We start from the raw sequence: 24,137 nt of genomic DNA, 5'->3' as shown, positions 1-24,137 counted from the left end.
ATATTGCTTCTTATTATAACGTCGTAAGAAAAATATAAGAATCTTATTAAGTTTTATGATATCAAAAGGTAACAGAGTGAATACAAGCCAAAAAAGAACTGTACAAACTCATTTACAATGACAAAACAAAATGGTTTAATTAAAAATTATACCCATCCCAAAAGTAATGAGAGTAAAATATATTATTAAAATTCTTTTTCTTTTTACGATTTTTTTTATGTCGTATGCAAAGGTTTTTGCAGGCAATTCAATTGCATTTATAACGGACATCTTAAATATTGCCCTTTTTATATACTTGATTCAAAGCAAAAAGATTTCTTCGATAATATCTGTAATAGGAAAACCTGTTAGTGTATTATTTTTAGTACTAATAATAGTAGGACTCTTTTCTGGTATCATAAATTCATTATCCCCGATAACTATATTTTGGGGATTTAGAACCTTTTACCGTTTTTCAATTTTCTTTCTGGCTTGTATTGCTGTTTTAAGCATTGAGGATATAAAATATTACAATAAATGGTTACCAAAAATTTTAATCATCAACTTTGCTGTAAGTGCAATCCAATACTTTATTCTAAATGAGAGAGGTGATTTAAACAAAGGGACATTGGGTGATAATAGTGGATTGTATATTTTGTGCTACATTTGTTTAGCTTATTTCATTTTGGCATATATTTACAATCGAATTAGCTTGAAAACAATGTTTATATATATATCATTGATATTGCTGATTGCCATATTCTCTGAACTTAAAGTTATATTCTTTTTGATACCATTTACTTATATTCTAAGTATCATAATTGGTAAAAAGTCAATAAAAACAGTCTCTTCAATTATTTTTATTAGTGTTTTTAGTTTTATAGGTTTATTTTTAATTACTTTTTTTTATGGAGCAAAGTATACAAGTTTTTTAACTGATCAAGAGGAAATACAGGCCTATGCATTTGAAGCTGGCCATTACAATTTTCAGGAAGGAGGTTTAAACCGAGGTACAGCACTAACAGATATAGACAATATTTTTTATCATAATAATCCTATTGAACGATACTTTGGTATGGGCATAGGTTCTGCCAGTCCTTCCCCACTTATTAATTCTTCATTTTTTAATCGTTACGGATCACAACTAAGCTATTTTTACTTTTTAACATCTTACCTTTTGATTGAACAAGGTTGGTTAGGCTTCCTTCTGTATGTTACTATATGGACTATTCTAGTGTTTCGATTAAGAAATTTAAAAATTAAAAATGAGGAATTTAACTTTTGGAAAAGTTTTAGTATTATTTTATTAGTTCAAATCATTCTGAGTATTTGGTATAACGCTTCCTTGGTAAGAGATGATTGTTGGTTCCTGTTCCTATATTTATCCATTCCTTTTATTTATTACAAACAACATTTACTTCGAAGTAAGATTTCACATATCATAAAAAACAAAAATGAAATTGATTAAATAAAATCGTATTCTTTTAAATAGCAAAAGTTTTTAAAAAAATAGCTCTATTGGAATGCTTAAAAACAATTTTATATTTTACATATTATAAATACATGAAACGAGCCATGAGAAAGTTTTTCTCACACAGGAGAATGATTGTTTTTTCGGCGAGTTCCAGGTGGCAATTAGAAGAAAAAATAAACACATGAAAAAAAGAATAGAATACATAGATTATATAAGAGGTTTTATTATGTTTTTAGTGGTTTTCACTCACACCCTACCCCATTTCACAGGACCATTAGAAAAGAGTTTTATCTATCCTATTGTAAACCCACTACGCATGCCAATGTTTTTTATGATAAGTGGTTTTGTCAACTATTCAATTGTTACAGCAGATTCTATTAAATCAGTACTTATAAAACTTAAAAAAAAGGCTATTGCTCTATTGATTCCTTTTTTTGTTGTAGGATTAAGTTATGTTCTTACAAGTCATATATTTCATAACTGGGATATCCCTGTGAATTTACTTAAGGTATGGCTTACTCCGGCGACCATGTGGGGCTATTGGTTCTTACCCGTATTATTTGCTATTACAATAATTACTTCATTTATTGGTTTAGTATTAAAAAGTATTTCTGGATATAGTTCGTTTGTTTCAAAAAATACCGATTTATTTTTTGTTATAACTTTTATTCTAACACCATTTGTATTGAAAGTGATTGCTCATTACACTTTTTTGCATGACATTGGTTGTGTGTTTTTTCTTACAAATTTCATTCATTTTTATTTTTTTGGCATTTTTATAAAACGGTTTTCTAAAATGGAAAGCTTCTTAAGCTCTACTTTAGTAAATACGGTTGCGTTTATAATTATGATAGTTCTGTTTTTTTATACACAAATTATGAATTTGGACATTAGTAATCAGAACATCATCTTTCAAACCTTTTTCTCTTATGTATGTGTGATCTTTTTTTACGGAATGTTCAAACGTTTAGATACTCAATCTCGCATAGGAAGGTTATTTCAATCACTAGGAAATAATACACTGGAGATTTATATATTTCACTTTTTTTTCTTACTTGGACTTGAATATATCAATATTCAAACTCAAGAAGAGGTTATATTTAATTCATTTATCATATCATTTACTACTATTGTCATAGTTTCAAGCATTAATATTCTTTTTTGTATGAATATTGGAAATTTTCTAAAAAAGAATCCTTATCTCAACTTTATTATATTAGGTCGTATACCCAAAAGAGTGATTGAAGGTAAAAATATTGTTGATAAATCAATAAGAATATCTCATTATAAAACTAAAATAACTTTAATTGATCGTTAAAAATTAAAGTATGTCAATTGAATTATTCATACTAACGCCTCTGTAGTGAGCTGGCCTTTGCTTAACAGCCATGTATTTTCAGTAGTTATATATCTAATCATATTTTATATATTCTAAATTACAAATTCGCTTATTGGTATGATACCTAAAACCATAAATTATTGTTGGTTTGGTAAAAATCCACTTCCTAAGAGTGCAAAAAAATGTATTGCCTCCTGGAAGAAATATTTACCCGACTATGAAATAAAAGAATGGAACGAAGATAACTTTGATGTGAACATCAATACGTTTACTAAAGAAGCTTATAATAACAAGAAATATGCCTTTGTCAGTGATTATGCCCGTTTATGGATTATTTACAATTATGGGGGTATATATTTCGACACAGATGTAGAAGTTATTCGTGAAATGGATGATATATTAGATAAGGGTCCATTCATGGCTTTCGAAAAACATCTTATGTATCCTGAAATGGCTCACTATGTAGCACTAGGCCTTGGTTTTGCTGGTAAAAAAAAGAATCCTATTATCAAAGAAATTATGGTCTTTTATGAAAAAAGTCGTTCTTTTCATAATGATGTAATTCCTATTGTGCAGATAACAACAGATGTGTTGAAATTACATGGTTTATATGAGTCTGATATACCTATCCTCATTGATGGTGGTTTTACCATTTATCCATGGGAATACTTTTGTCCCATAGAGTATTTATCTAATAATTTAGAAATTACAACAAATACACGTACAATTCACCACTATACAGAATCCTGGATGGACTGGAAACTCAAATTAAAAACAAGAAAAGGTGCATTCATCAGCAAAACCAAAATATGGATAAATGGTTTTGTAAAAAAACGCAAAAATTAATATGATACCTAAAACAATACACTATTGTTGGTTTGGCAAAAATCCACTTCCAAAGAGTGCTGTAAAATGTATTGCCTCCTGGAGAAAATTTTTACCCGACTATGAAATAAAAGAATGGAATGAAGAAAATTTTGATGTAAATATTAATACGTTTACTAAAGAAGCTTATGAAGAAAAAAAATATGCCTTTGTGAGTGACTATGCACGCTTATGGATTATTTACAATTATGGGGGTATATATTTCGATACTGATGTAGAGGTCATTCGTGAAATGGATGATATATTAGATAAGGGTCCATTCATGGCTTTCGAAAAACACCTTATGAATCCCGAAATGGCTCACTACGTAAATCCAGGACTTGGCTATGCTTCTAACAAAAATAATCCCATCATAAAGGAAATAATGACATTTTATGAAAAAAGTAAATCATATCAAGAAGATGTTATTCCTATTGTACCTATAACAACAGATGTACTGAAGTTACATGGTTTATATGAATCAGATACACCTATTGAGATTAATGAAAATTTTACGATTTACCCATGGGAATATTTTTGCCCAATCGAATATCTATCTAACAAACTAGAGATCAGTGCAAATACACGATCAATTCATCATTACACAGAATCTTGGATGGGTTGGAAACTCAAGTTACAAACCAGAAAAGGTGCTTTCATTAGCAAAGCAAAAATGTGGCTAAACGATTTCACTGATAAGTAATTGAATTAGATACTTGAGAATAGTTTTCTTTTTATTAATCATAGTTTGATAAAATTAAAGACCTTAGGTAATATCCAAATCCTTTTTTTAGAAAACTATTTATTATTTAAAAGTTTAACCCAAACAACAATATGAGTGTGATAACCACAAAAAAAGAACTCTCATCAGTTCTGAAACATGAGAAGCAGATGTATTATGATTATATGTTTCAAACACGTTCTAGACTGTTTATGGGATGGTTAAAACATGAACCTATTTATCTGATTCTAAAATGGCAAAAGGCTTCCCGAATAGCAGATTACTACTTATATGCTTCACATCATGGAGGTAATATTTTAGACAAACTACTATACCTTTTTTACATACGGAAACGAAATATTAAAGCCAATCGATTGGGAATAGAAATAACAACTACGAACATTGCACCTGGTTTCTTACTTTATCATTTTGGAGCAACAGTCATTAATGGCGGAACAATGATTGGTAAAAATTGTAGAATGCATGGGAATAATTGCATAGGCAACTCTGGACCACAAAATCCAGAATGTCCAGTAATTGGAGATAACGTAATGATTGGAGTAGGAGCTAAAATTATTGGAAATATAAATATTGCCAATAATATAAAAATTGCCGCAGGTGCAGTAGTGGTAAACTCCGTTTATGAGGAAGGAATAACAATAGGTGGGATACCTGCCAAACAAATTAAATAATAAAAATGATGAACACACCATTGGTTTCCATTATTGTTCCTATATATAAAGTTGAATCATACTTAGATCGTTGCATACAGTCCCTTGTAAATCAAACATTAAAAGATATTGAGATTATTCTGGTAGATGATGAATCCCCTGATAATTGTCCGGAAATGTGTGATGAATATGCAAAACATGAACAACGAATAAAAGTTATCCATAAAAAAAACGGTGGATTAGGTTTTGCTCGCAATAGTGGATTAGAAATAGCTACGGGTAAATATGTAGCTTTCGTAGATTCAGATGATTATGTTGATTTAAATATGTATTATACATTATATAATGAGGCAGAGAAATTTCATTATGATGTTGTGTATTGTGGTTTTGTAAAAGAGATATCAACAAATAAATTTGTTAATATTTCGGACTATAATGAAAAAAAAGAAATAAACAACAATAAAGAAATAATACAAACAGCCCTGGATTTTATAGCTTCTGCTCCAAAAGTAAAAGCAGAACGTTTACATGACATGTCGGTTTGGCACTCTATATACAAAAGAGAGATTATTCAGTATAACAACATTCGCTTTTATTCAGAAAGAGAAGTTGCCTCAGAGGACATAGCTTTTCAGGTTCAATTCTTATTGAATTCAAATCAAGCCTGTTTCTTGCCAAATAATTTATATCATTATTGTTATAATGAAGTTTCTCTTACAAAAACATTTATTCGGGATAAATACAAATGTTTCTTCTATTTATATGAAATACTGAGAGATCTAACAAAAGACATTGACTCTGATTCCAAAAGATCAATACGGTTTTTATTAGGATATACAAGGACCTATGTAATTAGAGATGTTGTAGATAAAGCTCCATATAGTTTAATCGAAAAGTTTTCCTTAATAAAGGAAGTATTAAATTCTATAATTTGGAAAGATATAAAAAATGGATATAAAACAAATGATCTCCCCTTTCCTCAGAGCTTGATTAGTTATTGTATTTTAAAGAATAAACCATTTATCTTTCTATTTTTATGTTGGTTCATAAATAAAATAAAAAATAACTAATTCTATTAAATTTTTATATTAAAATTATAAATAAATGAAATTAGGATTATTATCAGAAAACTACGCTTCAAAACGATTATTTTTAGATAGAATACCGACAATTGAATACAAGAATATTCGATTTAATAATCTTTTTCTAATTATTTCAACTCCTATTCTAATTCTTAAAAATTTAGGTTTATTAAAAAATATAAGCAATGAAGAATTAGTTGAAAAAGTTTTTTATCGTTATAAAAATATTTTACCTGAAAAATGCAATATCTATCATTTCTTCAATACGGTAAATTACTCAAAAAAAACACCTTGGGTCTTAAGTGTTGAAAGTGGTGTACCATGGACTATTGATGTTACAAAAGCTATTGAAAACAACAAGCCTGATTTATCAGTTTTAAAAGATATACCAAGAGTTAAACAGGAAATACAGTTATTGGCACAAAAACAATGTTTAGCCTTATTATGCCTAAGTAAATCTTCAGAAAAGATTCAAAAAGCAATTATTCATCAATTCCCGGAATATGAACAAGCCATATTAAAAAAAACTACCACTTTACACCCTCCTCAGGAATTGTATGTTAATAGTGTAGAGGAAAAAGGAATTTCATATAACACCAAAAATCTTAATTTCATTTTTATTGGAGGAGAAATGAACAGAAAAGGCGGTCGTGAAACCATAAATTCATTATTACAATTTAAAAACAAGTATACTTTTCATATAACAGTAGTTGGAAAGTTAAACCATAAAGATGAGGACTCTCGTTATAAACAGAATTTGGATGATATATTAGTAACGAAAAAAAACATTAACGAAAATAAAGAATACATAACTTACTATGAATCCTTGCCAAATAATCAGGTTATGCAACTAATAAAAAAAGCTCATGTTGCTTTTCTTCCTACTTGGATGGATACTTATGGCTATTCAACATTGGAATGTCAAGCATGTGGAACACCGGTTGTAACAACAAACTTAAGAGCCTTGTCTGAAATAAACAATGATAGTTGTGGATGGACAATAGATGTTCCTGTAAATGAATTTGGATGCCCAATAAATAATACATATGAAGAATATTGTAATTATAAAGATAAACTTGAAAAGGGTTTAATAGAAACAATCGAGGATATTTTTAATAATACGGAAGACATTAAAGAAAAGGCAAAAAGATGTATAGAACGTATTAGGTTATATCACAATCCGGAAACATATAATAAATACTTAGAAAATCTTTATAACAAGCAATAGCTAACCACTTATAAAGATAGCTATAATATATCCCAAAAATGAAAATTTTATACATAGGCTCATCGCAAAATTATTACTTATGGCAGGAAGGAAAAAACCCGTCTCATTGGTTATACGGAGCATGTGAGATGGAAAATGATGGTCATAAAGTATTATGGGCTCAGGAAAAATATGATTTTTTTAACGACTTACGATTAATTAATCAGTACCAACCTGATAAAATATTTATTCCAAATCTAAATCTTCACGCGCATATATTATTATTAATTTTAGCTGCTTGTAAAATCATACGGATTCCTATTTTCGCATACTTACATCATAGTCCTAAAAAAAATAAGGGAATAAAATGGCTATTTTACCACTTTATTATGAGCGGAGTAAATCATATGTTTTTTCTTTCGGAACTTTCGATGCAAGAAACGGTAGAAAGAGGTTACATAAGTAGCAACAAATGCTCTACTCCAGGATGGGGTGCGGACATGGACTTTTTTAATAATATTCCAAAAGAAGATAACGGAACATTCGTTTCTACAGGTAAAGAGCAACGTGATTTTGACTTATTAATTGAAGCCTTCAAACAAACTGGTGCTTCTTTAAAAATAATTACAAGTAAAAATCATGCAGGTAATAATCACGAAGATTTACCTAAAAAATGTAAAGACATTCCTAATATTGAAGTAACTATCACCGAAAATACTGGTGAAGTTTATCCGCATATGTTATACGCTATGGCAAGCGCAAAAGCCATTGTATGTCCTCTTCGATCGGACAAATTAAATTATTGTGTAGGAATCTCGTCTGTTGCTGATTCAGAAGGTCTTCAAAAACCTCTGATTATTACTCGTAATCCATATCATTCCAAAAATCGATTAAACTTCATGCATGTGGTAGAAGATCTGAGTGATTGGATAAAAGCTATCAAAGAAATACAATTAATGGAAAGCAAAATTCCGCAATCTACATATAACATTAAAGAGTGTTATAAAAATATGAAATCAGTTATGTTTAAATAAAAAGCGGAACGAATATGTCTAAAATACTTATTATTGCAACTTCTCGCAAAACTCAAGGAGGTGTTACATCTGTAGTTAAGGCTCATGAACAAGGTGATCAATGGGAAAAATACAATTGCAAATGGATTGAAACTCATGTTGATAGAAATGTATTATTCAAATTGTTTTACTTTTTAAAATCAATCTTTATATTTTTATTTAAAATCCCTTTTTATCACGCAGTTCATATTCACTTTAGTGAGCCTCCTAGTGCCATTCGAAAATCATTATTTATTTTTATAGCAAAGATTTTAAGAAAAAAAGTTATTCTTCATTTCCATTCATACTCTATAGAAACAACTTTATATAGCAACTTTAGTTGGTTGTACCGATATATCTTTAAGCATGGAGATCTTTGCATTATTCTATCTAATTATTGGAAAATTGAATTAGAAAAATTTTATCCTGCAATCCGCAATATTAAAGTTTTGTTAAATCCGATTGTACCTGGAAAAAAAATTCAATCTAATAAGAAAAATTATATTCTTTTTGCCGGAACTCTAAACAAACGAAAGGGGTATGCAGATTTATTACAAGCATTTGCTCCTATCTGTAATAAATATTTAGATTGGAAAATTGTATTTGCTGGAAATGGAGAAATTGATAATGCAATAAAATTAGCTAAAAATTTAAATATATGTGACCAAGTTGTTATGAGAGGTTGGATTTCGGGGAAAGAAAAAGAAAAACTATTTGCAGAATCTTCAGTTTTCTGTCTACCTAGTTATGCCGAAGGTTTACCAATGGCCTTGCTAGATGCTTGGTCTTATGGATTACCTTCAATCATAACTTCAGTTGGTGGTATTCCCGATGTGGCAATAGATAATGAGAATGCAATCTTATGCACCCCTGGTAATATTAAAGATCTCTCGAGTAAACTTGATACTTTATTATCTGATAAAGAATTACAAATTAAATTATCACAAGCATCTTTAAAATTATCTGATGGTGAGTTAAATATTAATAAAATAAATAATCAATTGGATTCAATATACAAGTCCTGCCTTAAATAAGTTATAATTAGTTGATCCAAACAAACTTCACATCTCAAATTATAAATACTTCTTTAAGTATATTATAATTAGTATGTCATACCAATAAGTTCTTTCAACACTTCACATACTTTTTAAGCATTATTGTTATCAAGGGAATTAATCCTTGATATTAATAGTACTAACTTTAAATTTTTGCATATGTATTATTCTAACACAGAAGTGTTAGGTTATCATGTTTTTGGAGGAGATTTAAATCATTTTACTCACTTCAATAAAATGATAATTAACACTCTAAACGGACATTCTTATAGTGTTGCTAAAAGAGATAAATTATTTCAAGAGGCATTAAGAGATTCTGATATTTTATTACCTGATGGTGAAGCTGTTGTTTTAGGAGCAAAATTATTATATGGTCATAAAATAAAGAAAATTGCAGGTTTTGATATGTATATTCATTTGTTAAAAGAGCTCAATGATAAAAATGGATCTTGTTTCTTTTTAGGAGCGCAACCTCAAACACTTGAATTAATAGACAGACGTTTGCACAAAGATTTCTATAATGTTCTTGCAGGATCTTATTCCCCTCCTTTTGTTCATGAGTTCTCGCAAAAAGAAAGTGAAATAATGTGCAAAGTTGTGAATACGTTTAAACCAGATGTATTGTTTGTTGGGATGACGGCACCTAAACAGGAGAAATGGGTGCATCAGTTTAAAGATCAGCTAAATGTTCCAATTATTTGTTGTATTGGTGCTGTGTTTGACTTTTATGCAGGCACAAAAAATCGTCCAGCTAATTGGATGATTAAATATAAATTAGAATGGTTTGGTCGTTTCATTAAAGAACCTAGAAGAATGTTTCACCGATATTTTATCAGTACTCCTGTTATATTTATTGATATGTTCCATAAAATGATATATAGAAAAAAAGCTTCATAAAATAGCTTTTTTCTTAACTAGTTAATAACAAAATATCAATTAATATGTCAAAAAAATAGCCTTAATCACAGGTATCACCGGCCAAGATGGAGCTTATTTAGCTGAATATCTTTTAAACCTTAATTACGAAGTTCACGGCATTAAAAGACGAACCTCTTTATTTAATACCGACAGAATAGATCATCTATACCAAGATCCACATATTAAAGATCGTCATTTTATTCTTCATCATGGAGATTTAACTGACAGTATGAATCTAACACGAATTATTCAGGAAGTTCAACCAGATGAGATTTACAATTTAGCAGCCATGAGTCATGTTGCTGTTAGTTTCGACATGCCGGAATATACAGCTAATGCAGATGGTATAGGAACACTTCGTATACTTGAAGCAGTTAGGTTATTAGGATTAACTCAAAAAACACGTATTTACCAGGCATCAACTTCTGAGCTTTATGGATTAGTACAAGAGGTACCTCAAAAAGAAACAACCCCTTTTTATCCTCGCTCTCCTTATGCCGTTGCAAAATTATATGCTTATTGGATAACAGTTAATTATCGTGAAGCTTATAATATTCATGCGTCAAATGGAATTTTATTTAATCATGAATCTCCCAATAGAGGAGAAACTTTTGTTACTCGTAAAATTACACGTGCTACAGCACATATAGCATTAAATATGCAGGATAAATTATATTTAGGAAACCTTTCTGCTCAACGCGATTGGGGGCATGCAAAAGATTATATCAAAGCTATGCATCTTATTTTACAACAAGATACCCCTGATGATTATGTTATTGCTACAGGAATTACTACAACAGTTCGAGATTTTGTAAAAATTGCCTTTGCTGAATGCGGTTTAACTATTACTTTCAATGGAGAAGCTGAACATGAAGAAGGTTTTTTAAGTGATATAAACACTAATATTTTTAAAGAAAAAGTTGGCAATGATTATTTAAAAGAAATAACCAAACGTATAGGAGAAAGTATAGTGGTCGTTGATCCGAAATACTTTAGACCAACAGAAGTTGAGTTATTGATTGGAGATCCTTACAAATCAAAAAAAATATTAGGATGGGAGCCTGAATATGACTTACCTGCTTTAGTAAAAGATATGGTAGAAGCAGATTTACATTTATTTAAAAAAGATGCTTTATTAAAAGCAGAAGGTTTTAGAGTCATGAATTATTTTGAGTAAACCATAACAAGTCTATCAATAGTAATAATGATTCAATTTCTAAAAATAATATCTTCTAAATTATTAGTGATTACGGAATTCTAAATTCAACAAATCCTTTTATTCCTTCTATTTTACTATCATTATAGGGAACTGGGAAACCAATGCTCGAATTCCTTTGTTCAGAAGATATGGCAGATGCATGTATTTTCATGTTAAAGTATAGAAATTTTAATGATATTCTCAAGGAGTCTAGTTTAAATAAAATGAGATAAGAAATACCCATATAAATATTGGAACAGGAAAAGAAATCTCTATTAAAGATCTATTCGATCTTATAAAAACAGAAAATGTTTTTTTAGGTGATATTAATTAAACAGTATATTTAATTAATTGGTCACTAATTTTACAAAATATGATTTTTTTCTATAAGTCTGTATTTTGTCTTAAACAATAAATAAAACTTTTAAATAAACAGCATTAGTATATCTACAGTAAAATCATTTTATATAATTAATTATACTAATCAAAATCTTAAAATCTTAACAATAAATCTTATTCCAAAAAATTTACTTGCTTAATAATTAATGATTTAACCTTAATACTGTAATCCATGATACGTGAACGAGAGAAAGTAATCGCTAAAGGGAGTGTTATTTTCCAAACATTTCTAAGCCTTGGCAGTTTTTATTTGGCCTGGCAGTTTAACAATTATTATTTAGGATCAGAACTAGTAGGAAGACGAGAATATGAAACTATTTTTATTTTAATTGGACCGATATGGTACTTGTTATTAGATCATTTTGGCATGGGAAGAATGCTTAGAACCAAAATGTATTCTACTATTTTTTTTGAATACTTTAGTGTTGTTGGATTTGGATCTGCAACACTTTTTATAATAGTTGGTACTCTGGAATTTACTATGATATCTCGCTGGGTTTTAATTCTTTTTATTTTCTTAAACTTCTTTTTCTTATTTGCATACAAGTCATTTGTATATAAAACAATGAAAATACTTAGAGGAAAAGGATATAATTACAAACACGTTGTTATAATTGCAGATAAAGATTCAGATTTTTTTATAGACCAACTTATTGTAACAAAAGATTGGGGTTTTAAAATATTGGCAATAGTTAGTGATAGTAATGAGATAATTGAAAAATATGGAAGAAAATTTAAAATTATATCTGAAAATGAATGCTTAACAAAAATATTGGATGATATAGTTGTTGATGAAGTCATGTTCTGTAAAGGCAGTTACAATCAGGATAGAATAAGAGATATTGTAAATCTTTGTACAGAAGTAGGTGTTACTTTTAGAATGCAATCTGAAATTTTTAGTTTGGCCGGAAATCGTTCTCATCTATCCTATTTTAATCAACTACCCTTTCTTACTGTAATGAATACGCCAAGTAATTATTTGGCATTAAAACTGAAAGCACTAATGGATTATTTAGGAGCCTTTCTGATACTACTTTTAGTTTCTCCTTTACTATTAATTATTGCATTTGCTATAAAAATTGATGATGGAGGCCCTGTTTTTTTCAAACAAATCAGAGTTGGTCAAAATGGGCGTTTGTTTCATTGTTTAAAATTCAGAACAATGGTAACTAATGCAGAAGAGTTAAAGCTTACTTTAAAGGATCAAAACGAACAAAAAGGACCTGTTTTCAAAATGAAAAATGATCCGAGAGTTACAAAAATTGGTAAATTTTTAAGAAAGTCGTCTTTAGATGAATTACCTCAGTTTTTTAATGTTTTAAAAGGAGAGATGAGTATTGTTGGTCCTCGCCCTCCTGTACCATCAGAAGTTGAAGAATATGAAAGATGGCAGAGGAGACGATTAAGTATGAAACCAGGTATCACATGTATTTGGCAAGTATCAGGACGAAATAATATTCCATTTGAACAATGGATGAAAATGGATATGCAATATATTGATTCCTGGTCTTTAAAACTCGATATACAACTATTCCTTAAAACATTTAAAGTAATGCTGGTTAGAGATGGACAGTAGGTTGATAATGGTTATTAACTGGATTTATAATATAATAAAACACTTTAAAAAAAAAATCATAAGTACATGTCCATTTATGAAAACTATCGACGGACGAAATATAAAATTGAAGAATATTAAATCTAATATTATCTATTAATACTTCTAATCAATATTCAAATTTCCTACATTAACTTAATTTTATGATCATCTTATCAAAGAAAAAAATTTAACAAAGAAAAAAAAACTAACATTGCACACTAATTCTGAAAAAATAAGTACCAAATATCATAAACATAACGAATTCATGAACAAACTCATTCTTACTGTTTTTTTAACTTGTTTATTATATTCTTGCACATCAAGAAAAAATATCACATACTTTAATGATCTTGAAAACAAAGACTTCCAGCAAGCAATGCCAATTCCTGCTCCAATTCATAGAATCAAACCTAAAGATAACTTATACATTAATATCCAAACTTTAAATCCTGAGATTAATGCATTATTTAATCCTTCAACTGGAAATGGAGGTGGTAATGGAACTTCTCAGACTTATGGGGAAGGAGTAGGACAATATATAAATGGTTTTCTTGTCGATGATGACGGATATGTTACTTTACCTATAATTGGAAAAGTAAATGTTAAGAATAAAACAATTCAAGAAGCACGAGAATCTATTCAAGTCCAAGCTCAAATATATATTAAGGATGCCACTATAAAGGTTAAATTATTAAATTTTAAGTTTACAGTATTAGGTGAAGTTACTATACCTGGTATTTATTATAATTACAATAATTATATAACTATACTAGATGCTATTAGTATGGCAAAAGGAGAAACCGATAATAGTAATTTAAAACGTGCGCTGATAATTCGACAAACAAAGGATGGAACAATGATATATTATCGCATTAATCTCACTTCCGGCCAAGACCTATTACAATCCCAGGCATATTATCTACAGCCAAATGATATCGTATACATTGAACCTCAAAAAAACAAGAGTTTAAAAATAAATAGTACTGTATACTCCTTGGTATTTTCATCTATCTCAACTTTAGTTTTATTAGTTAATTTTATAAATAAATAGCAGTATAAAATAATTGTTAATAAAAAATACCATAAACTTTACAAAATATTACAATGCAAAATATCGACGAAATAATTGAGTATATGAATAATGAGCAAACTATTGATATTAAAAGTTTTCTGTTTCGAGTTTTATCAAAGTGGTACTGGTTTGTAATTTTTGGATTTATTGGATTATGTTTGGGTTTTTTATTTGCCAAAAGAAAAACAGCAACATATAATATGAATGCCACAGTTCTTATAAAGGATAAAGATACGGGTATGAGTATGGATAAGATCTTTGATGGTTTAGATGTAGGAGGTAAGACTAGTGTTGAAAATCATATCTTTATGTTACAATCTTATTCATTAAATCAACAAGCCGTAAAAAGTCTAAATATGGATATTTCATGGTACTATAAAGGAATTTTTAACGATCCGGAGTTATATGCCTCTTCTCCATATATAGTAGATGTTAATAAGAACTCGAAAAACTTAAAAGGTATCAAATTATTCATCCTACCTAAATCCCCAAAATCATTTTTATTGAAAATGCAAGGTGTATATATAGAAAATGGTGTTAAGTATAATCTTGATTCAATAGAAAAAGGAGAGTATGGAGTTCCTTTTGAAAGTAACTTATTCAATTTTACTATCACAAAAAATAAAAACTTTAACATTCAGCAAAATAAGGAATATTATTTTAAAATAAATGATCTTAATTATTTGACAAATTTATTTAAAAGTAGATTAAGCGTATCTCAAGTGAATAAAAAAACTAATGGTATTATTTTGTCTCTTACAGAAACAGTTCCACAAAGAGGAGTTGACTATTTAAATGCTTTAATAGATGTATATTTAAAATATGATTTAGAATCAAAAAATCGCACATCAGAAAATACAATTAGATTTATTGATAACCAGATACAAACAGTAGTTGATTCTCTTACTATAACAGGAAATTTATTCACTGAGTTTCGCTCGAAAAAAGGAATTGTTAATTTAAGTCAGGAGGCAAGTCAGGTTGCAGACAGACTAAAGGTTCTTCAAACAGAAAAGGAATTAGCCCAACGTAAAATGGATTATTTTAAAAATCTGCAAACCTATATGAATGATGCTGATCAGATGAAAAATATAGCTGTACCTTCAGTATTAGGAATTGCGGATGCTGGATTAAATGCATTGGTAGTAAAATTGGGTGAACTATATAATAAAAAATCAACAATGTCCTTTGTTGTAAAAGAAGAAAATCCTGCAATAAAAATCCTTAATAATGAAATAGATAACTGTTTAAATTCTCTAGGTGAAAATATAAAAAACCTTCTTCAAAACACATCTATTGAACTCCGAAATATCAATTCGCAGATGAATGGAGTACAAGTAAAATTGGCTTCGCTACCTAAAACAGAACAGCAACTTATCAATATAAAAAGAACTTTTGACATAAATAATGAATTATACACCTTCCTTTTACAAAAAAGGGCAGAGGCAGCTATTACGTCCGCATCTAATATTCCTGACGCAACAGTTATGGATCCAGCTAGACTTGAAACAGTAATCCATACAGGCCTTAATAATAAAATATATTTAATAATTGGTCTGTTACTGGGTTTTTCAATACCCTTAATCATCATTTTTTTATATGATTTCCTGGATGATACCATAAAAAGTTATGACGAGCTAGAAAAGATCAGTAAACTTCCAATCATAGCTGAAATTCCCAAAAGTAAATATTCAATGGAGATTCCAATTGTTAAGTATCCACGTTCAAGCATTGCTGAGAATTTTCGAAACTTAAGAATGAATTTACAATATTTATCCAATTCTAAAGATTCAAAAGTTATTGCTATTCATTCCTCAATCCCTGGTGAAGGAAAAACATTTACATGTTTAAACCTAGCATCAGTTTTAGCTATGGATAATAAAAATGTACTGTTAATTGGTTGTGATCTTCGTAAACCTAGATTACACAAAATATTCAACTCTAATAATGATATTGGAGTCTCATCCTATTTAATAGGAAAACATAATTATAATGAAATTATTAAAGCAACCGAACAGGAAAATCTTTACTATATTAATGCAGGTCCTATCCCTATTAATCCGGCAGAACTTATTGGCAATGGTAAATTTAAAGATCTAATAGATCAGGCAAGAAAGGACTTTCATTATGTTGTTTTGGATAATGCACCTTTATCCTTTGTTGTGGACGGTTTTCTAATTGGAAAATATGCTGACATCAATATAACTGTTGTTAGACATGGATATAGTCATAAAAAGCAGACTTCTTTTATCAATCAATTAAAGGATAAAGATAATTTTAATAATCCTGCAATTATTCTGAATGGTACTAGTGACAAAAGATATAATACAGGTTATGGAAAATATGGTAATTATAAAGAAGAGTATTATGATGATATAGAAGAGAAGGTAAATTTTTGGAAAAAATTGTTTAGACGGTCGGCATAATAAATCATTTCTTTTTAGCCATTTTTTTCATGTTCCATAATAAATTTAAAAATATAATTTGTGCTATTTAATTCATTTAATTATCTGCTATTTTTCCCTGTTGTTTGTGTAATTTATTATTTAATTCCTAATAAATTTCGCTGGGTATTCTTATTATTAGCCAGTTATTTCTTTTACATGAATTGGGAACCCATTTATGCTATATTAATATTTTTATCAACTTTTATAACATATTTATGTGCATTTAAATTAGATAAAGTTAAAGATATTAAAGTTAGAAAAGTATTATTAATAGCCAGTATTATCCTGAATTTCGGAATTTTATTTTTATTTAAATATTATAATTTTTTAACCGATTCGCTTTTTAACTTTCTTAATTATTTTAATATAAGAGTTCGTTTTCCTGAATTTAAGCTTCTATTACCTGTTGGAATTTCTTTTTACACTTTTCAGGCAGTAGGATATTCAATTGATGTATATTATAATAAACTAAAACATGAAAACAATTTTGGTAAGTATGCTTTGTTTGTATCCTTCTTTCCTCAATTAGTTGCAGGACCTATCGAAAGAGCCACAAATCTTTTACCTCAATTTAGTAAAGAAATCGTTTTCAATTATGCTAAAGCAATAGAAGGAACGAAACTAATTATATGGGGTTATTTTATGAAAGTTGTGGTAGCAGATAGACTGTCAATTTATGTTGATTCTGTATACAACAATATTAATATGCATAATTCACCCACCTTAATTATAGCCACTATTTTTTTTGCTTTTCAGATATATTGTGATTTTGGAGGATATTCAAATATAGCTATTGGGTGTGCTAAAATTTTAGGTTTTGATTTAATGACAAATTTTTGCAGACCGTATTTTGCAAAAAACTGTCCGGATTTTTGGCATAGATGGCATATATCATTATCCACTTGGTTTAAGGATTATGTATACATACCATTAGGAGGCAATAGAGTAAGTAAAAAACAGAAATATCTAAACCTAATTATAACATTCCTAGTCAGTGGTTTATGGCATGGTGCAAATTGGACTTTTGTTATATGGGGTGGATTAAACGGAATTTTTCAAGTTGTTTACAGCATTTTTAAACCTTTTAGAATAAAGCTGTCCAATAGATTTACCAATCTGATTCAGATTATAAGTACTTTTATACTAATAGATTTTACCTGGATTTTTTTCAGAGCGAATAACTCTGCTGATGCAATAAAAGTAATACAAAATATTTTCACAAAACATGGTCCATTATTTTTTGGAGATAATAAGGTTTTTATTTACGGATTTATTGGTTTGATAATTCTAATTATTAAAGATATTTATGACGAATGCTCATTTACTTTAACATTTGAAAACAATAAAATTATAAAATATACATGGTACGCTACATTAACGATACTTATATTGATGATAGGAGTTTTTGATGGTGGACAATTCATTTATTTTCAATTTTAATTTAAAGTTACAATGAAAAAATATTTCAAAATAATTATAATATCTTTTTTTATATTAGCTCTTTGTGATTACTTAATAGGCAAAGGACTAAACTTTTATTATTTAAAAAATACTTCTGGCCTTCTTTATCGAACAACCTATTCTTTAGACAGTACAAAAGCAGATATACTAATTTTTGGATCCTCAAGAGCTAACCATCATTATAATGTTAAAATAATTGAAGATAGCACAAACTTATCTGCCTATAATACAGGAAGTGATGGACATTATATATTCTACCAAACTGCAGTATTAAAATCAGTATTAAAAAGATATACCCCCAAAAAAATAATACTTGATTTCAATGGAACTTTTGAGTTTTCACAACAGGATTATGATGCTTTATCATGTTTATTACCTTATTATAGAACTCATAACGAATTGAAAGATTTAATTGAATTAAAATCACCTTTTGAAAAATACAAATTGTTTTCCAAGATATATCCCTTTAATTCATTATTAACAACAATAATCATAGGTAATTTAGAAATAAATAAATTTAGGAGTGTAAATAAAGGTGCTTATAAGGGATTTGTACCATTGACCAACACATGGGAATATAATATTAACATTATAGACAAACCTGAAAAATATAATATTGATAAACATAAATACAATGCATTTAATGATTTTATTAAGTTATGTAACGAAAAAAATATTCCCCTAACAATTATTTATTCTCCAGTTTATTTCAAATATAATAAAGATTATTCAATTGATATTTGTAGCGAAATATGCAGAAAAAATAATGTAACATTTCTTGATTATTCAAAAGATACTGATTTCTTAAATAATAAAAAATTATTTGCAGATACTTATCATTTAAATAAAAGTGGAGCTCAACTCTTTACACAAAAAATTCTACAATTTATTAAACACTAAACTATATTGTATATTTTATTTTAGTATTTGAGAAACCATCAAATAAATTAGATTACTTCTAACCAAAGTTCGAGTAAATCTATTGTTTAAATAAGAAGGTTAATACTAAGTCTGAATAGGTCTTAAACTTCAATTATTTAAGGATAACCGAACTCTACAGCACTGATTTATTGAATCTTATCTAACTTTCAATTCCAAAAAAATAACATCCACTATAAATGAAAAGAATAAATAGTGTAGATTTTATGAGAGTAGTTGCAATTATTTTCGTAATAGCAATTCATACAAATCCTTTTCTTCCTAATGCCTTTGATAATTCTCAAGGAAATATATATTTATTTGGACTTATTAATCAATTGGCAAGGTTTGCGGTGCCATTTTTCTTTGTAATATCTGGTTATTTTTATAGTGTTAAAATAAATAAAAGTAATTCAATAGAATCAACAACAAAAAAAATGGCATTACGTATTGCAATCATTTGGATATTTTGGAATTTAATATACCTTTTCCCTTTTTATAAATTCTATTCTTTGCTAGATGCAGGTGTATTAGAAATGGGAAATAATGTACTGGAGAGAATTTCATATTACATAAGTCATCCAAAAATTCTTCTTTTAGAAGGAACAAGCATACATTTATGGTTTTTGAGTTCATTATTCTTTTCAATCCTGACAACGAGTATTTTTATAAAATTCAACCTAAATAAATCGCTCATTACGATTGCTATATTTTTATATATTATTGGTGTTTTAGCAAAAGCTTATATTAATACCCCTTTAGGTATAAATTTACATTTCGATACAAGAAATAGTCTTTTTTTAGGTTTAATTTTTTTTGTGTCAGGATACAAAATAGCATCATTTACACCTAAGACGAAATGGTTAAAAATAGGATTTGTAATTTTTATTTTAGGATTATTTTTCCATTTTTTAGAGATATTTATCTTAAAAAAATATTACAATACATCAGGGAATCAGGACTATGTATTTGCTACGTATTTTATGGGATTAGGTATTGCTATTATTTCACTATCTAATCAAAACTTTTTTAATATCCCATTTTTTAATTATGTAGGACAAAAAACACTAGGCATATATGCAATCCATGTTTTACTTATTCCTATTTTAAAACCTTTTTTTATTAAATACTATCATCCTATATTTGAAATTGGATTTCCAATTATAATATATTTCATTTCACTAGTTTTTGTCGAGGTTTTATCCAGAAACAGAATGTTAAGCCAAATATTAACATAAATATTAGCATTATACATGATAATATGTATCATAATGTCAAAGTATATATCTTATTGAGCTTTTTCGCATAACAATATTCAAATAATACTTCAACTTTAATTAAGAACAATCTACCCTTTTTTTTGAATTTATTGGTAATTATTGAATTATCTTTCCTATTTACTTTCTATCTCATAACAAATTGATTTAATGTACTATTTTATTATTTACAAGTATATATTAGGTGTATTCTTATTATTTTCCATTTTGAAATTTGCATAGTTTATTCTTGTATTAACGCATAAACTGCTCTGAAATGTTTGTTAGCTTCCTACATAAATAATCAAAGCCTAGATGCTTTATGTAGAAAGAATTGACTCATCTATTCAAATAAAGTATCACAAACTTACCTCTTAAAGAACCCCATTGTATCATAATACATTAAATAATTGTAATGTCGTTCTGTATTTTTCATATTTACAATTCATGTCAAAATCATCAATGATTGAGATAAAAGAGGAAATTAAATTTCTGTAGAAGTTGTACTTAAAAGAAGTATTGCACAATCATATGAAAAAAAATCTTGATTATAGTGCAGGAACCATACTGACATGTCGATTGAAGTGCAACGAATCAATGCTGTTTCTATGGTAGGCAAACATCATAACTTATAAATATATCACAGTATTTAAATAATTTCCAAATTCTAGATGATATAATTTCTTAATAATCCTATTAAATATGTCGGATAAAAATCTTTCCGAAGAAATAATTACCCAAAGCTATTATAAAAATTGACATACAAATGTTATTATACCATTTAAACCATGAAATTGGCCTTATAATATTTCATGTAAATGAGATGGTTCGTAATCGATTTAAAGATTTTAGGATTAATATTATTGACAATAAAATCACTAAGCCATTTCTTTAGTTGTACCATATTTTCAAATATATTGTTCTTATAATATTGTATTATAAATGCCCAGATTTTTTCAGAAGGATTTAATTCCGGTGTGTATGGGGGTAATCTTAATAGTTTAATATTATCAGGAATCTCATAATTCTGTAGAGAATAAAATCCTGCATTATCAATGACCATTATTTTAAACTCTTCTGGTCTATGCAAAGAAAGCTGCTCTATATATTTATAAAATATCTCGCTTGTAGTGACTTCAATTTTAATACAAATGCATCTCCATCAACAGGTAAAAACGCGCCATATAAGTAGGTATTTTTAAAACCATGTTGATATTTAACAATTGGTTTAACTCCTTTTGCAGTCAGATATATACCAATAGGTGTCATTAGACCAAATCTGCTTTCGTCTTGAAAATATAAATTAATGGATTTATACTTATTTTTATTTAGACTTGTTCTAATCGACTTGAATTCATTTGGTAGTTTTTAAAAAGGCTTAAATAGCCTGATCATCTTTTTTATAATGCCATTTCCTGGGAGATTTAAGTTTGGTGCCAAAATTGGTGATCATATATTTTCGAAGTGTAGCATACTTAACATCCAAGAGAAATAGTTTTTTAACCCATAAAACAGCATCCCAATATCCTAGCAAAGGATCTTCAGAATTATTAAGTTTTTGTTTTAAAGCTTCATGTACTTCATTGTGATTATACTCTTTGGTTTACCTTTCTCTTTAATTTTCAAAAAAGCATCAAGGCCATTCTTAGAATAGTCTCTGTACCAACTTTTTAAGGTGGAATATCCTATACCTAAATGAGTGGAAATATCTTTCTGTTTTTTGAAATCTTTTGATTGTAAAAGAAGAAGGCTTCTGATTTTTAATCTAACCTTTTGATTGTTTGATGATTGAAGCAATTTTCTTAATATCTTAGTATTTTCAGAAACTGTAATTTTTGACGTCGTTGGCGTAATGCCAAGATAGTTAAAATAAGGCTTATTTCGTAGTCATAATGGTATTATATAAGATTATGCAATTTAAAATTAATAAATACCACTAAGTGTTAGATGATAATTATTAAGGCACATTTATTTATCAAATTAATATTAATTAAAACCTCATAAACCTAATAGTCCTAGACCAAAATAATGAGCTAAAATGTATAAAATGAAAAGAAATTTATTTATTGATTCAATTAGAGGTTTACTTCTAATTACTATGCTAATTGATCACACTTCATTATCTTTTATTAATTATTACACCGACCATCCTTTAGGATTTTTTTCAGCTGCTGAAGGTTTTATATTTATATCAGCATATTTATTTGGTTTAATATATTCTAAATATTTAAATAATGTAAATATGCTTTTACAAAAAACGATGAAACGAGTATGGTGTATTTATAAGTATCATATAGCTTCAATAGTTGTATTGCATCTACTTATATATAGTATTATTATTTTCATTCCATCATCGTCTATAAACCCTAATATATTTCGTATAGAAATATATTCTCTAATTTATAATTTAAAGACTGTACTATTACTAAAACAGCCTTGGTGTCTCGATATACTGCCCTTATATATAATACTGATAGCATTTAGTCCAATTATTTTAATTGGTTTTAAATACAATTACAAAATTACTTTGCTTATTAGTTTTACTATATGGGCATTAATTCAATTTACTTCTATTGAAGTTATATATTATGGAATTTTATCTAAATTGGATATTAATCTTGGTGCTTTTAATATATTTGGATGGCAATTTTTATTTACAATTGGATTATTTTTAGGATATCAAAACTTTTATCATAATTTCAAAATTAGTTACAATTCAAAAATTGTATACTCCACATTAATTATAGTCTTTACTCTTTTCATTTTTAGACATACACTACCTGAATATAATAACGATCTTTTTAGTTTACTTTACAATAATAAACGTATTTTGCAACCATTTCGTTTGATAAACTTTATGTTAATAGCATATTTATTTTGTATAGTTAATAAATATTTTTCAAATATTAAACTGAATTTTTTTTCATACATCGGACAGTATTCTCTTGATGTTTTTACCTTTCACCTTATTCTAATATATATTTTAAAGTTAAATTTTAATCTTAATAAAGAAACTGTATTAACTCAGATAATCGTTGGAATACTATTAATTTTATCATTAATAATTCCTGCTATTATAAAGGAAGAATATAATTTAAAGTTAAAAAAAGAGAGACGTGCTAGGATTAAATCCAGACTAGCTTTAATAATAAATATTAATAGAGATGTTTTAAAAGTAACACATTATTGTATAGTGCATTCAAAAAAACTTATAACCAAAATTATATTTTCAGAGAAAATATCTAAATAAAACAATTTTTCAAACAGAATAACATATATTAAATACGTTTATCACAAGCCAATTTTTGAACATGAAAACGATCAATAACAGTAGTGGAATTGCAATAAAAAACTAGACAAAAAGTTAAGCCACATTTCTGATAACCACCTTTCCATACTCATCAGGTGTTTGATAGTTTAAATAAGA

General features: G+C 27.9%; 21 protein-coding genes. 18 read left to right on the top strand and 3 right to left on the bottom strand.

What is annotated here, in order from left to right:
* Nucleotides 1-166 precede the first annotated feature (166 nt).
* From OM075_RS09250 to gmd, 11 genes are all read left to right on the top strand, one after another.
* On the top strand, nucleotides 167-1,447 hold the full coding sequence (locus OM075_RS09250) for an O-antigen polymerase (RefSeq protein WP_301190217.1): 1,281 nt from the start codon (nucleotides 167-169) through the stop codon (nucleotides 1,445-1,447).
* Between the two features lie 187 nt (nucleotides 1,448-1,634).
* Nucleotides 1,635-2,771, top strand: a complete 1,137-nt coding sequence (locus OM075_RS09245) for an acyltransferase family protein (RefSeq protein ID WP_301190216.1) — start codon at nucleotides 1,635-1,637, stop codon at nucleotides 2,769-2,771.
* A 138-nt stretch (nucleotides 2,772-2,909) separates the two neighbouring features.
* Entirely contained in the window at nucleotides 2,910-3,638 is a 729-nt protein-coding gene (locus OM075_RS09240) for a glycosyltransferase family 32 protein (protein ID WP_301190215.1), read from the top strand.
* 1 nt (nucleotide 3,639) lies between these two features.
* Nucleotides 3,640-4,359 (top strand): glycosyltransferase family 32 protein, encoded by a 720-nt coding sequence (locus tag OM075_RS09235; RefSeq protein WP_301190214.1) that lies wholly within the window; start codon nucleotides 3,640-3,642, stop codon nucleotides 4,357-4,359.
* 131 nt (nucleotides 4,360-4,490) lie between these two features.
* Nucleotides 4,491-5,069 carry an LbetaH domain-containing protein gene (locus tag OM075_RS09230; protein ID WP_301190213.1) on the top strand — a complete coding sequence of 193 codons (579 nt, stop codon included), beginning with the start codon at nucleotides 4,491-4,493 and terminating at the stop codon, nucleotides 5,067-5,069.
* Nucleotides 5,070-5,074: 5 nt separating this feature from the next.
* The gene (locus OM075_RS09225; RefSeq protein WP_301190212.1) at nucleotides 5,075-6,118 is read left to right on the top strand and encodes a glycosyltransferase; all 1,044 of its coding nucleotides are present in this window, start codon (nucleotides 5,075-5,077) and stop codon (nucleotides 6,116-6,118) included.
* 34 nt (nucleotides 6,119-6,152) lie between these two features.
* Nucleotides 6,153-7,358, top strand: a complete 1,206-nt coding sequence (locus OM075_RS09220) for a glycosyltransferase (RefSeq protein WP_301190211.1) — start codon at nucleotides 6,153-6,155, stop codon at nucleotides 7,356-7,358.
* A gap of 38 nt (nucleotides 7,359-7,396) precedes the next feature.
* Nucleotides 7,397-8,371, top strand: a complete 975-nt coding sequence (locus tag OM075_RS09215; RefSeq protein ID WP_301190210.1) for a glycosyltransferase family protein — start codon at nucleotides 7,397-7,399, stop codon at nucleotides 8,369-8,371.
* A gap of 14 nt (nucleotides 8,372-8,385) precedes the next feature.
* Nucleotides 8,386-9,423: a glycosyltransferase family 4 protein gene (locus OM075_RS09210; protein WP_301190209.1), complete on the top strand. Its 1,038-nt coding sequence runs from the start codon at nucleotides 8,386-8,388 to the stop codon at nucleotides 9,421-9,423.
* A 180-nt stretch (nucleotides 9,424-9,603) separates the two neighbouring features.
* The gene (locus tag OM075_RS09205) at nucleotides 9,604-10,341 is read left to right on the top strand and encodes a WecB/TagA/CpsF family glycosyltransferase (RefSeq protein ID WP_301190208.1); all 738 of its coding nucleotides are present in this window, start codon (nucleotides 9,604-9,606) and stop codon (nucleotides 10,339-10,341) included.
* 55 nt (nucleotides 10,342-10,396) lie between these two features.
* Complete coding sequence (gmd, locus tag OM075_RS09200; protein WP_301190273.1) at nucleotides 10,397-11,539, top strand: GDP-mannose 4,6-dehydratase; 1,143 nt, start codon at nucleotides 10,397-10,399, stop codon at nucleotides 11,537-11,539.
* A 70-nt stretch (nucleotides 11,540-11,609) separates the two neighbouring features.
* Here gmd and OM075_RS09195 read toward each other — a convergent pair whose 3' ends face one another.
* Nucleotides 11,610-11,732 (bottom strand): hypothetical protein, encoded by a 123-nt coding sequence (locus OM075_RS09195; RefSeq protein ID WP_301190207.1) that lies wholly within the window; start codon nucleotides 11,730-11,732, stop codon nucleotides 11,610-11,612.
* Nucleotides 11,733-12,131: 399 nt separating this feature from the next.
* Here OM075_RS09195 and OM075_RS09190 point away from each other — a divergent pair, with 399 nt between their 5' ends.
* The 6 genes from OM075_RS09190 to OM075_RS09165 all read left to right on the top strand — a co-directional run bounded on the left by OM075_RS09190 (nucleotide 12,132) and on the right by OM075_RS09165 (nucleotide 20,692).
* Nucleotides 12,132-13,535, top strand: a complete 1,404-nt coding sequence (locus tag OM075_RS09190) for a sugar transferase (protein ID WP_301190206.1) — start codon at nucleotides 12,132-12,134, stop codon at nucleotides 13,533-13,535.
* 286 nt (nucleotides 13,536-13,821) lie between these two features.
* On the top strand, nucleotides 13,822-14,607 hold the full coding sequence (locus tag OM075_RS09185) for a polysaccharide biosynthesis/export family protein (RefSeq protein WP_301190205.1): 786 nt from the start codon (nucleotides 13,822-13,824) through the stop codon (nucleotides 14,605-14,607).
* Between the two features lie 53 nt (nucleotides 14,608-14,660).
* Nucleotides 14,661-17,054: a GumC family protein gene (locus OM075_RS09180; RefSeq protein ID WP_301190204.1), complete on the top strand. Its 2,394-nt coding sequence runs from the start codon at nucleotides 14,661-14,663 to the stop codon at nucleotides 17,052-17,054.
* A 60-nt stretch (nucleotides 17,055-17,114) separates the two neighbouring features.
* Complete coding sequence (locus tag OM075_RS09175) at nucleotides 17,115-18,515, top strand: MBOAT family O-acyltransferase (protein ID WP_301190203.1); 1,401 nt, start codon at nucleotides 17,115-17,117, stop codon at nucleotides 18,513-18,515.
* A 12-nt stretch (nucleotides 18,516-18,527) separates the two neighbouring features.
* The gene (locus OM075_RS09170) at nucleotides 18,528-19,436 is read left to right on the top strand and encodes an SGNH/GDSL hydrolase family protein (RefSeq protein WP_301190202.1); all 909 of its coding nucleotides are present in this window, start codon (nucleotides 18,528-18,530) and stop codon (nucleotides 19,434-19,436) included.
* 218 nt (nucleotides 19,437-19,654) lie between these two features.
* Nucleotides 19,655-20,692, top strand: coding sequence for an acyltransferase (locus tag OM075_RS09165; RefSeq protein ID WP_301190201.1), 1,038 nt, complete (start codon nucleotides 19,655-19,657; stop codon nucleotides 20,690-20,692).
* Between the two features lie 799 nt (nucleotides 20,693-21,491).
* Here OM075_RS09165 and OM075_RS26085 read toward each other — a convergent pair.
* Nucleotides 21,492-21,851: a transposase gene (locus OM075_RS26085; RefSeq protein ID WP_363321570.1), complete on the bottom strand. Its 360-nt coding sequence runs from the start codon at nucleotides 21,849-21,851 to the stop codon at nucleotides 21,492-21,494.
* Between the two features lie 422 nt (nucleotides 21,852-22,273).
* The gene (locus OM075_RS26080) at nucleotides 22,274-22,507 is read right to left on the bottom strand and encodes a helix-turn-helix domain-containing protein (RefSeq protein ID WP_363321565.1); all 234 of its coding nucleotides are present in this window, start codon (nucleotides 22,505-22,507) and stop codon (nucleotides 22,274-22,276) included.
* A gap of 250 nt (nucleotides 22,508-22,757) precedes the next feature.
* Here OM075_RS26080 and opgC point away from each other — a divergent pair, with 250 nt between their 5' ends.
* Nucleotides 22,758-23,960, top strand: a complete 1,203-nt coding sequence (gene opgC, locus OM075_RS09160; protein WP_301190200.1) for an OpgC domain-containing protein — start codon at nucleotides 22,758-22,760, stop codon at nucleotides 23,958-23,960.
* Nucleotides 23,961-24,137 lie beyond the last annotated feature (177 nt).

This window comes from Plebeiibacterium sediminum (assembly GCF_026013605.1).
Lineage (GTDB): Bacteria > Bacteroidota > Bacteroidia > Bacteroidales > Marinilabiliaceae > Saccharicrinis > Saccharicrinis sediminus.
This window is presented reverse-complemented; position numbering and strand designations above follow the sequence as displayed.

Coding starts and splice junctions, on each gene's coding strand:
- OM075_RS09210 (WP_301190209.1), top strand. CDS start 8,386: ATGTCTAAAATACTTATTATTGCAACTTCTCGCAAAACTCAAGGAGGT.
- opgC (WP_301190200.1), top strand. CDS start 22,758: ATGAAAAGAAATTTATTTATTGATTCAATTAGAGGTTTACTTCTAATT.
- OM075_RS09205 (WP_301190208.1), top strand. CDS start 9,604: ATGTATTATTCTAACACAGAAGTGTTAGGTTATCATGTTTTTGGAGGA.
- OM075_RS09190 (WP_301190206.1), top strand. CDS start 12,132: ATGATACGTGAACGAGAGAAAGTAATCGCTAAAGGGAGTGTTATTTTC.
- OM075_RS09195 (WP_301190207.1), bottom strand. CDS start 11,732: ATGAAAATACATGCATCTGCCATATCTTCTGAACAAAGGAATTCGAGC.
- OM075_RS09240 (WP_301190215.1), top strand. CDS start 2,910: ATGATACCTAAAACCATAAATTATTGTTGGTTTGGTAAAAATCCACTT.
- OM075_RS09230 (WP_301190213.1), top strand. CDS start 4,491: ATGAGTGTGATAACCACAAAAAAAGAACTCTCATCAGTTCTGAAACAT.
- OM075_RS09220 (WP_301190211.1), top strand. CDS start 6,153: ATGAAATTAGGATTATTATCAGAAAACTACGCTTCAAAACGATTATTT.
- OM075_RS09245 (WP_301190216.1), top strand. CDS start 1,635: ATGAAAAAAAGAATAGAATACATAGATTATATAAGAGGTTTTATTATG.
- OM075_RS09225 (WP_301190212.1), top strand. CDS start 5,075: ATGATGAACACACCATTGGTTTCCATTATTGTTCCTATATATAAAGTT.
- OM075_RS09215 (WP_301190210.1), top strand. CDS start 7,397: ATGAAAATTTTATACATAGGCTCATCGCAAAATTATTACTTATGGCAG.
- OM075_RS09170 (WP_301190202.1), top strand. CDS start 18,528: ATGAAAAAATATTTCAAAATAATTATAATATCTTTTTTTATATTAGCT.
- OM075_RS09185 (WP_301190205.1), top strand. CDS start 13,822: ATGAACAAACTCATTCTTACTGTTTTTTTAACTTGTTTATTATATTCT.
- OM075_RS09235 (WP_301190214.1), top strand. CDS start 3,640: ATGATACCTAAAACAATACACTATTGTTGGTTTGGCAAAAATCCACTT.
- OM075_RS09250 (WP_301190217.1), top strand. CDS start 167: ATGAGAGTAAAATATATTATTAAAATTCTTTTTCTTTTTACGATTTTT.
- OM075_RS09165 (WP_301190201.1), top strand. CDS start 19,655: ATGAAAAGAATAAATAGTGTAGATTTTATGAGAGTAGTTGCAATTATT.
- OM075_RS09180 (WP_301190204.1), top strand. CDS start 14,661: ATGCAAAATATCGACGAAATAATTGAGTATATGAATAATGAGCAAACT.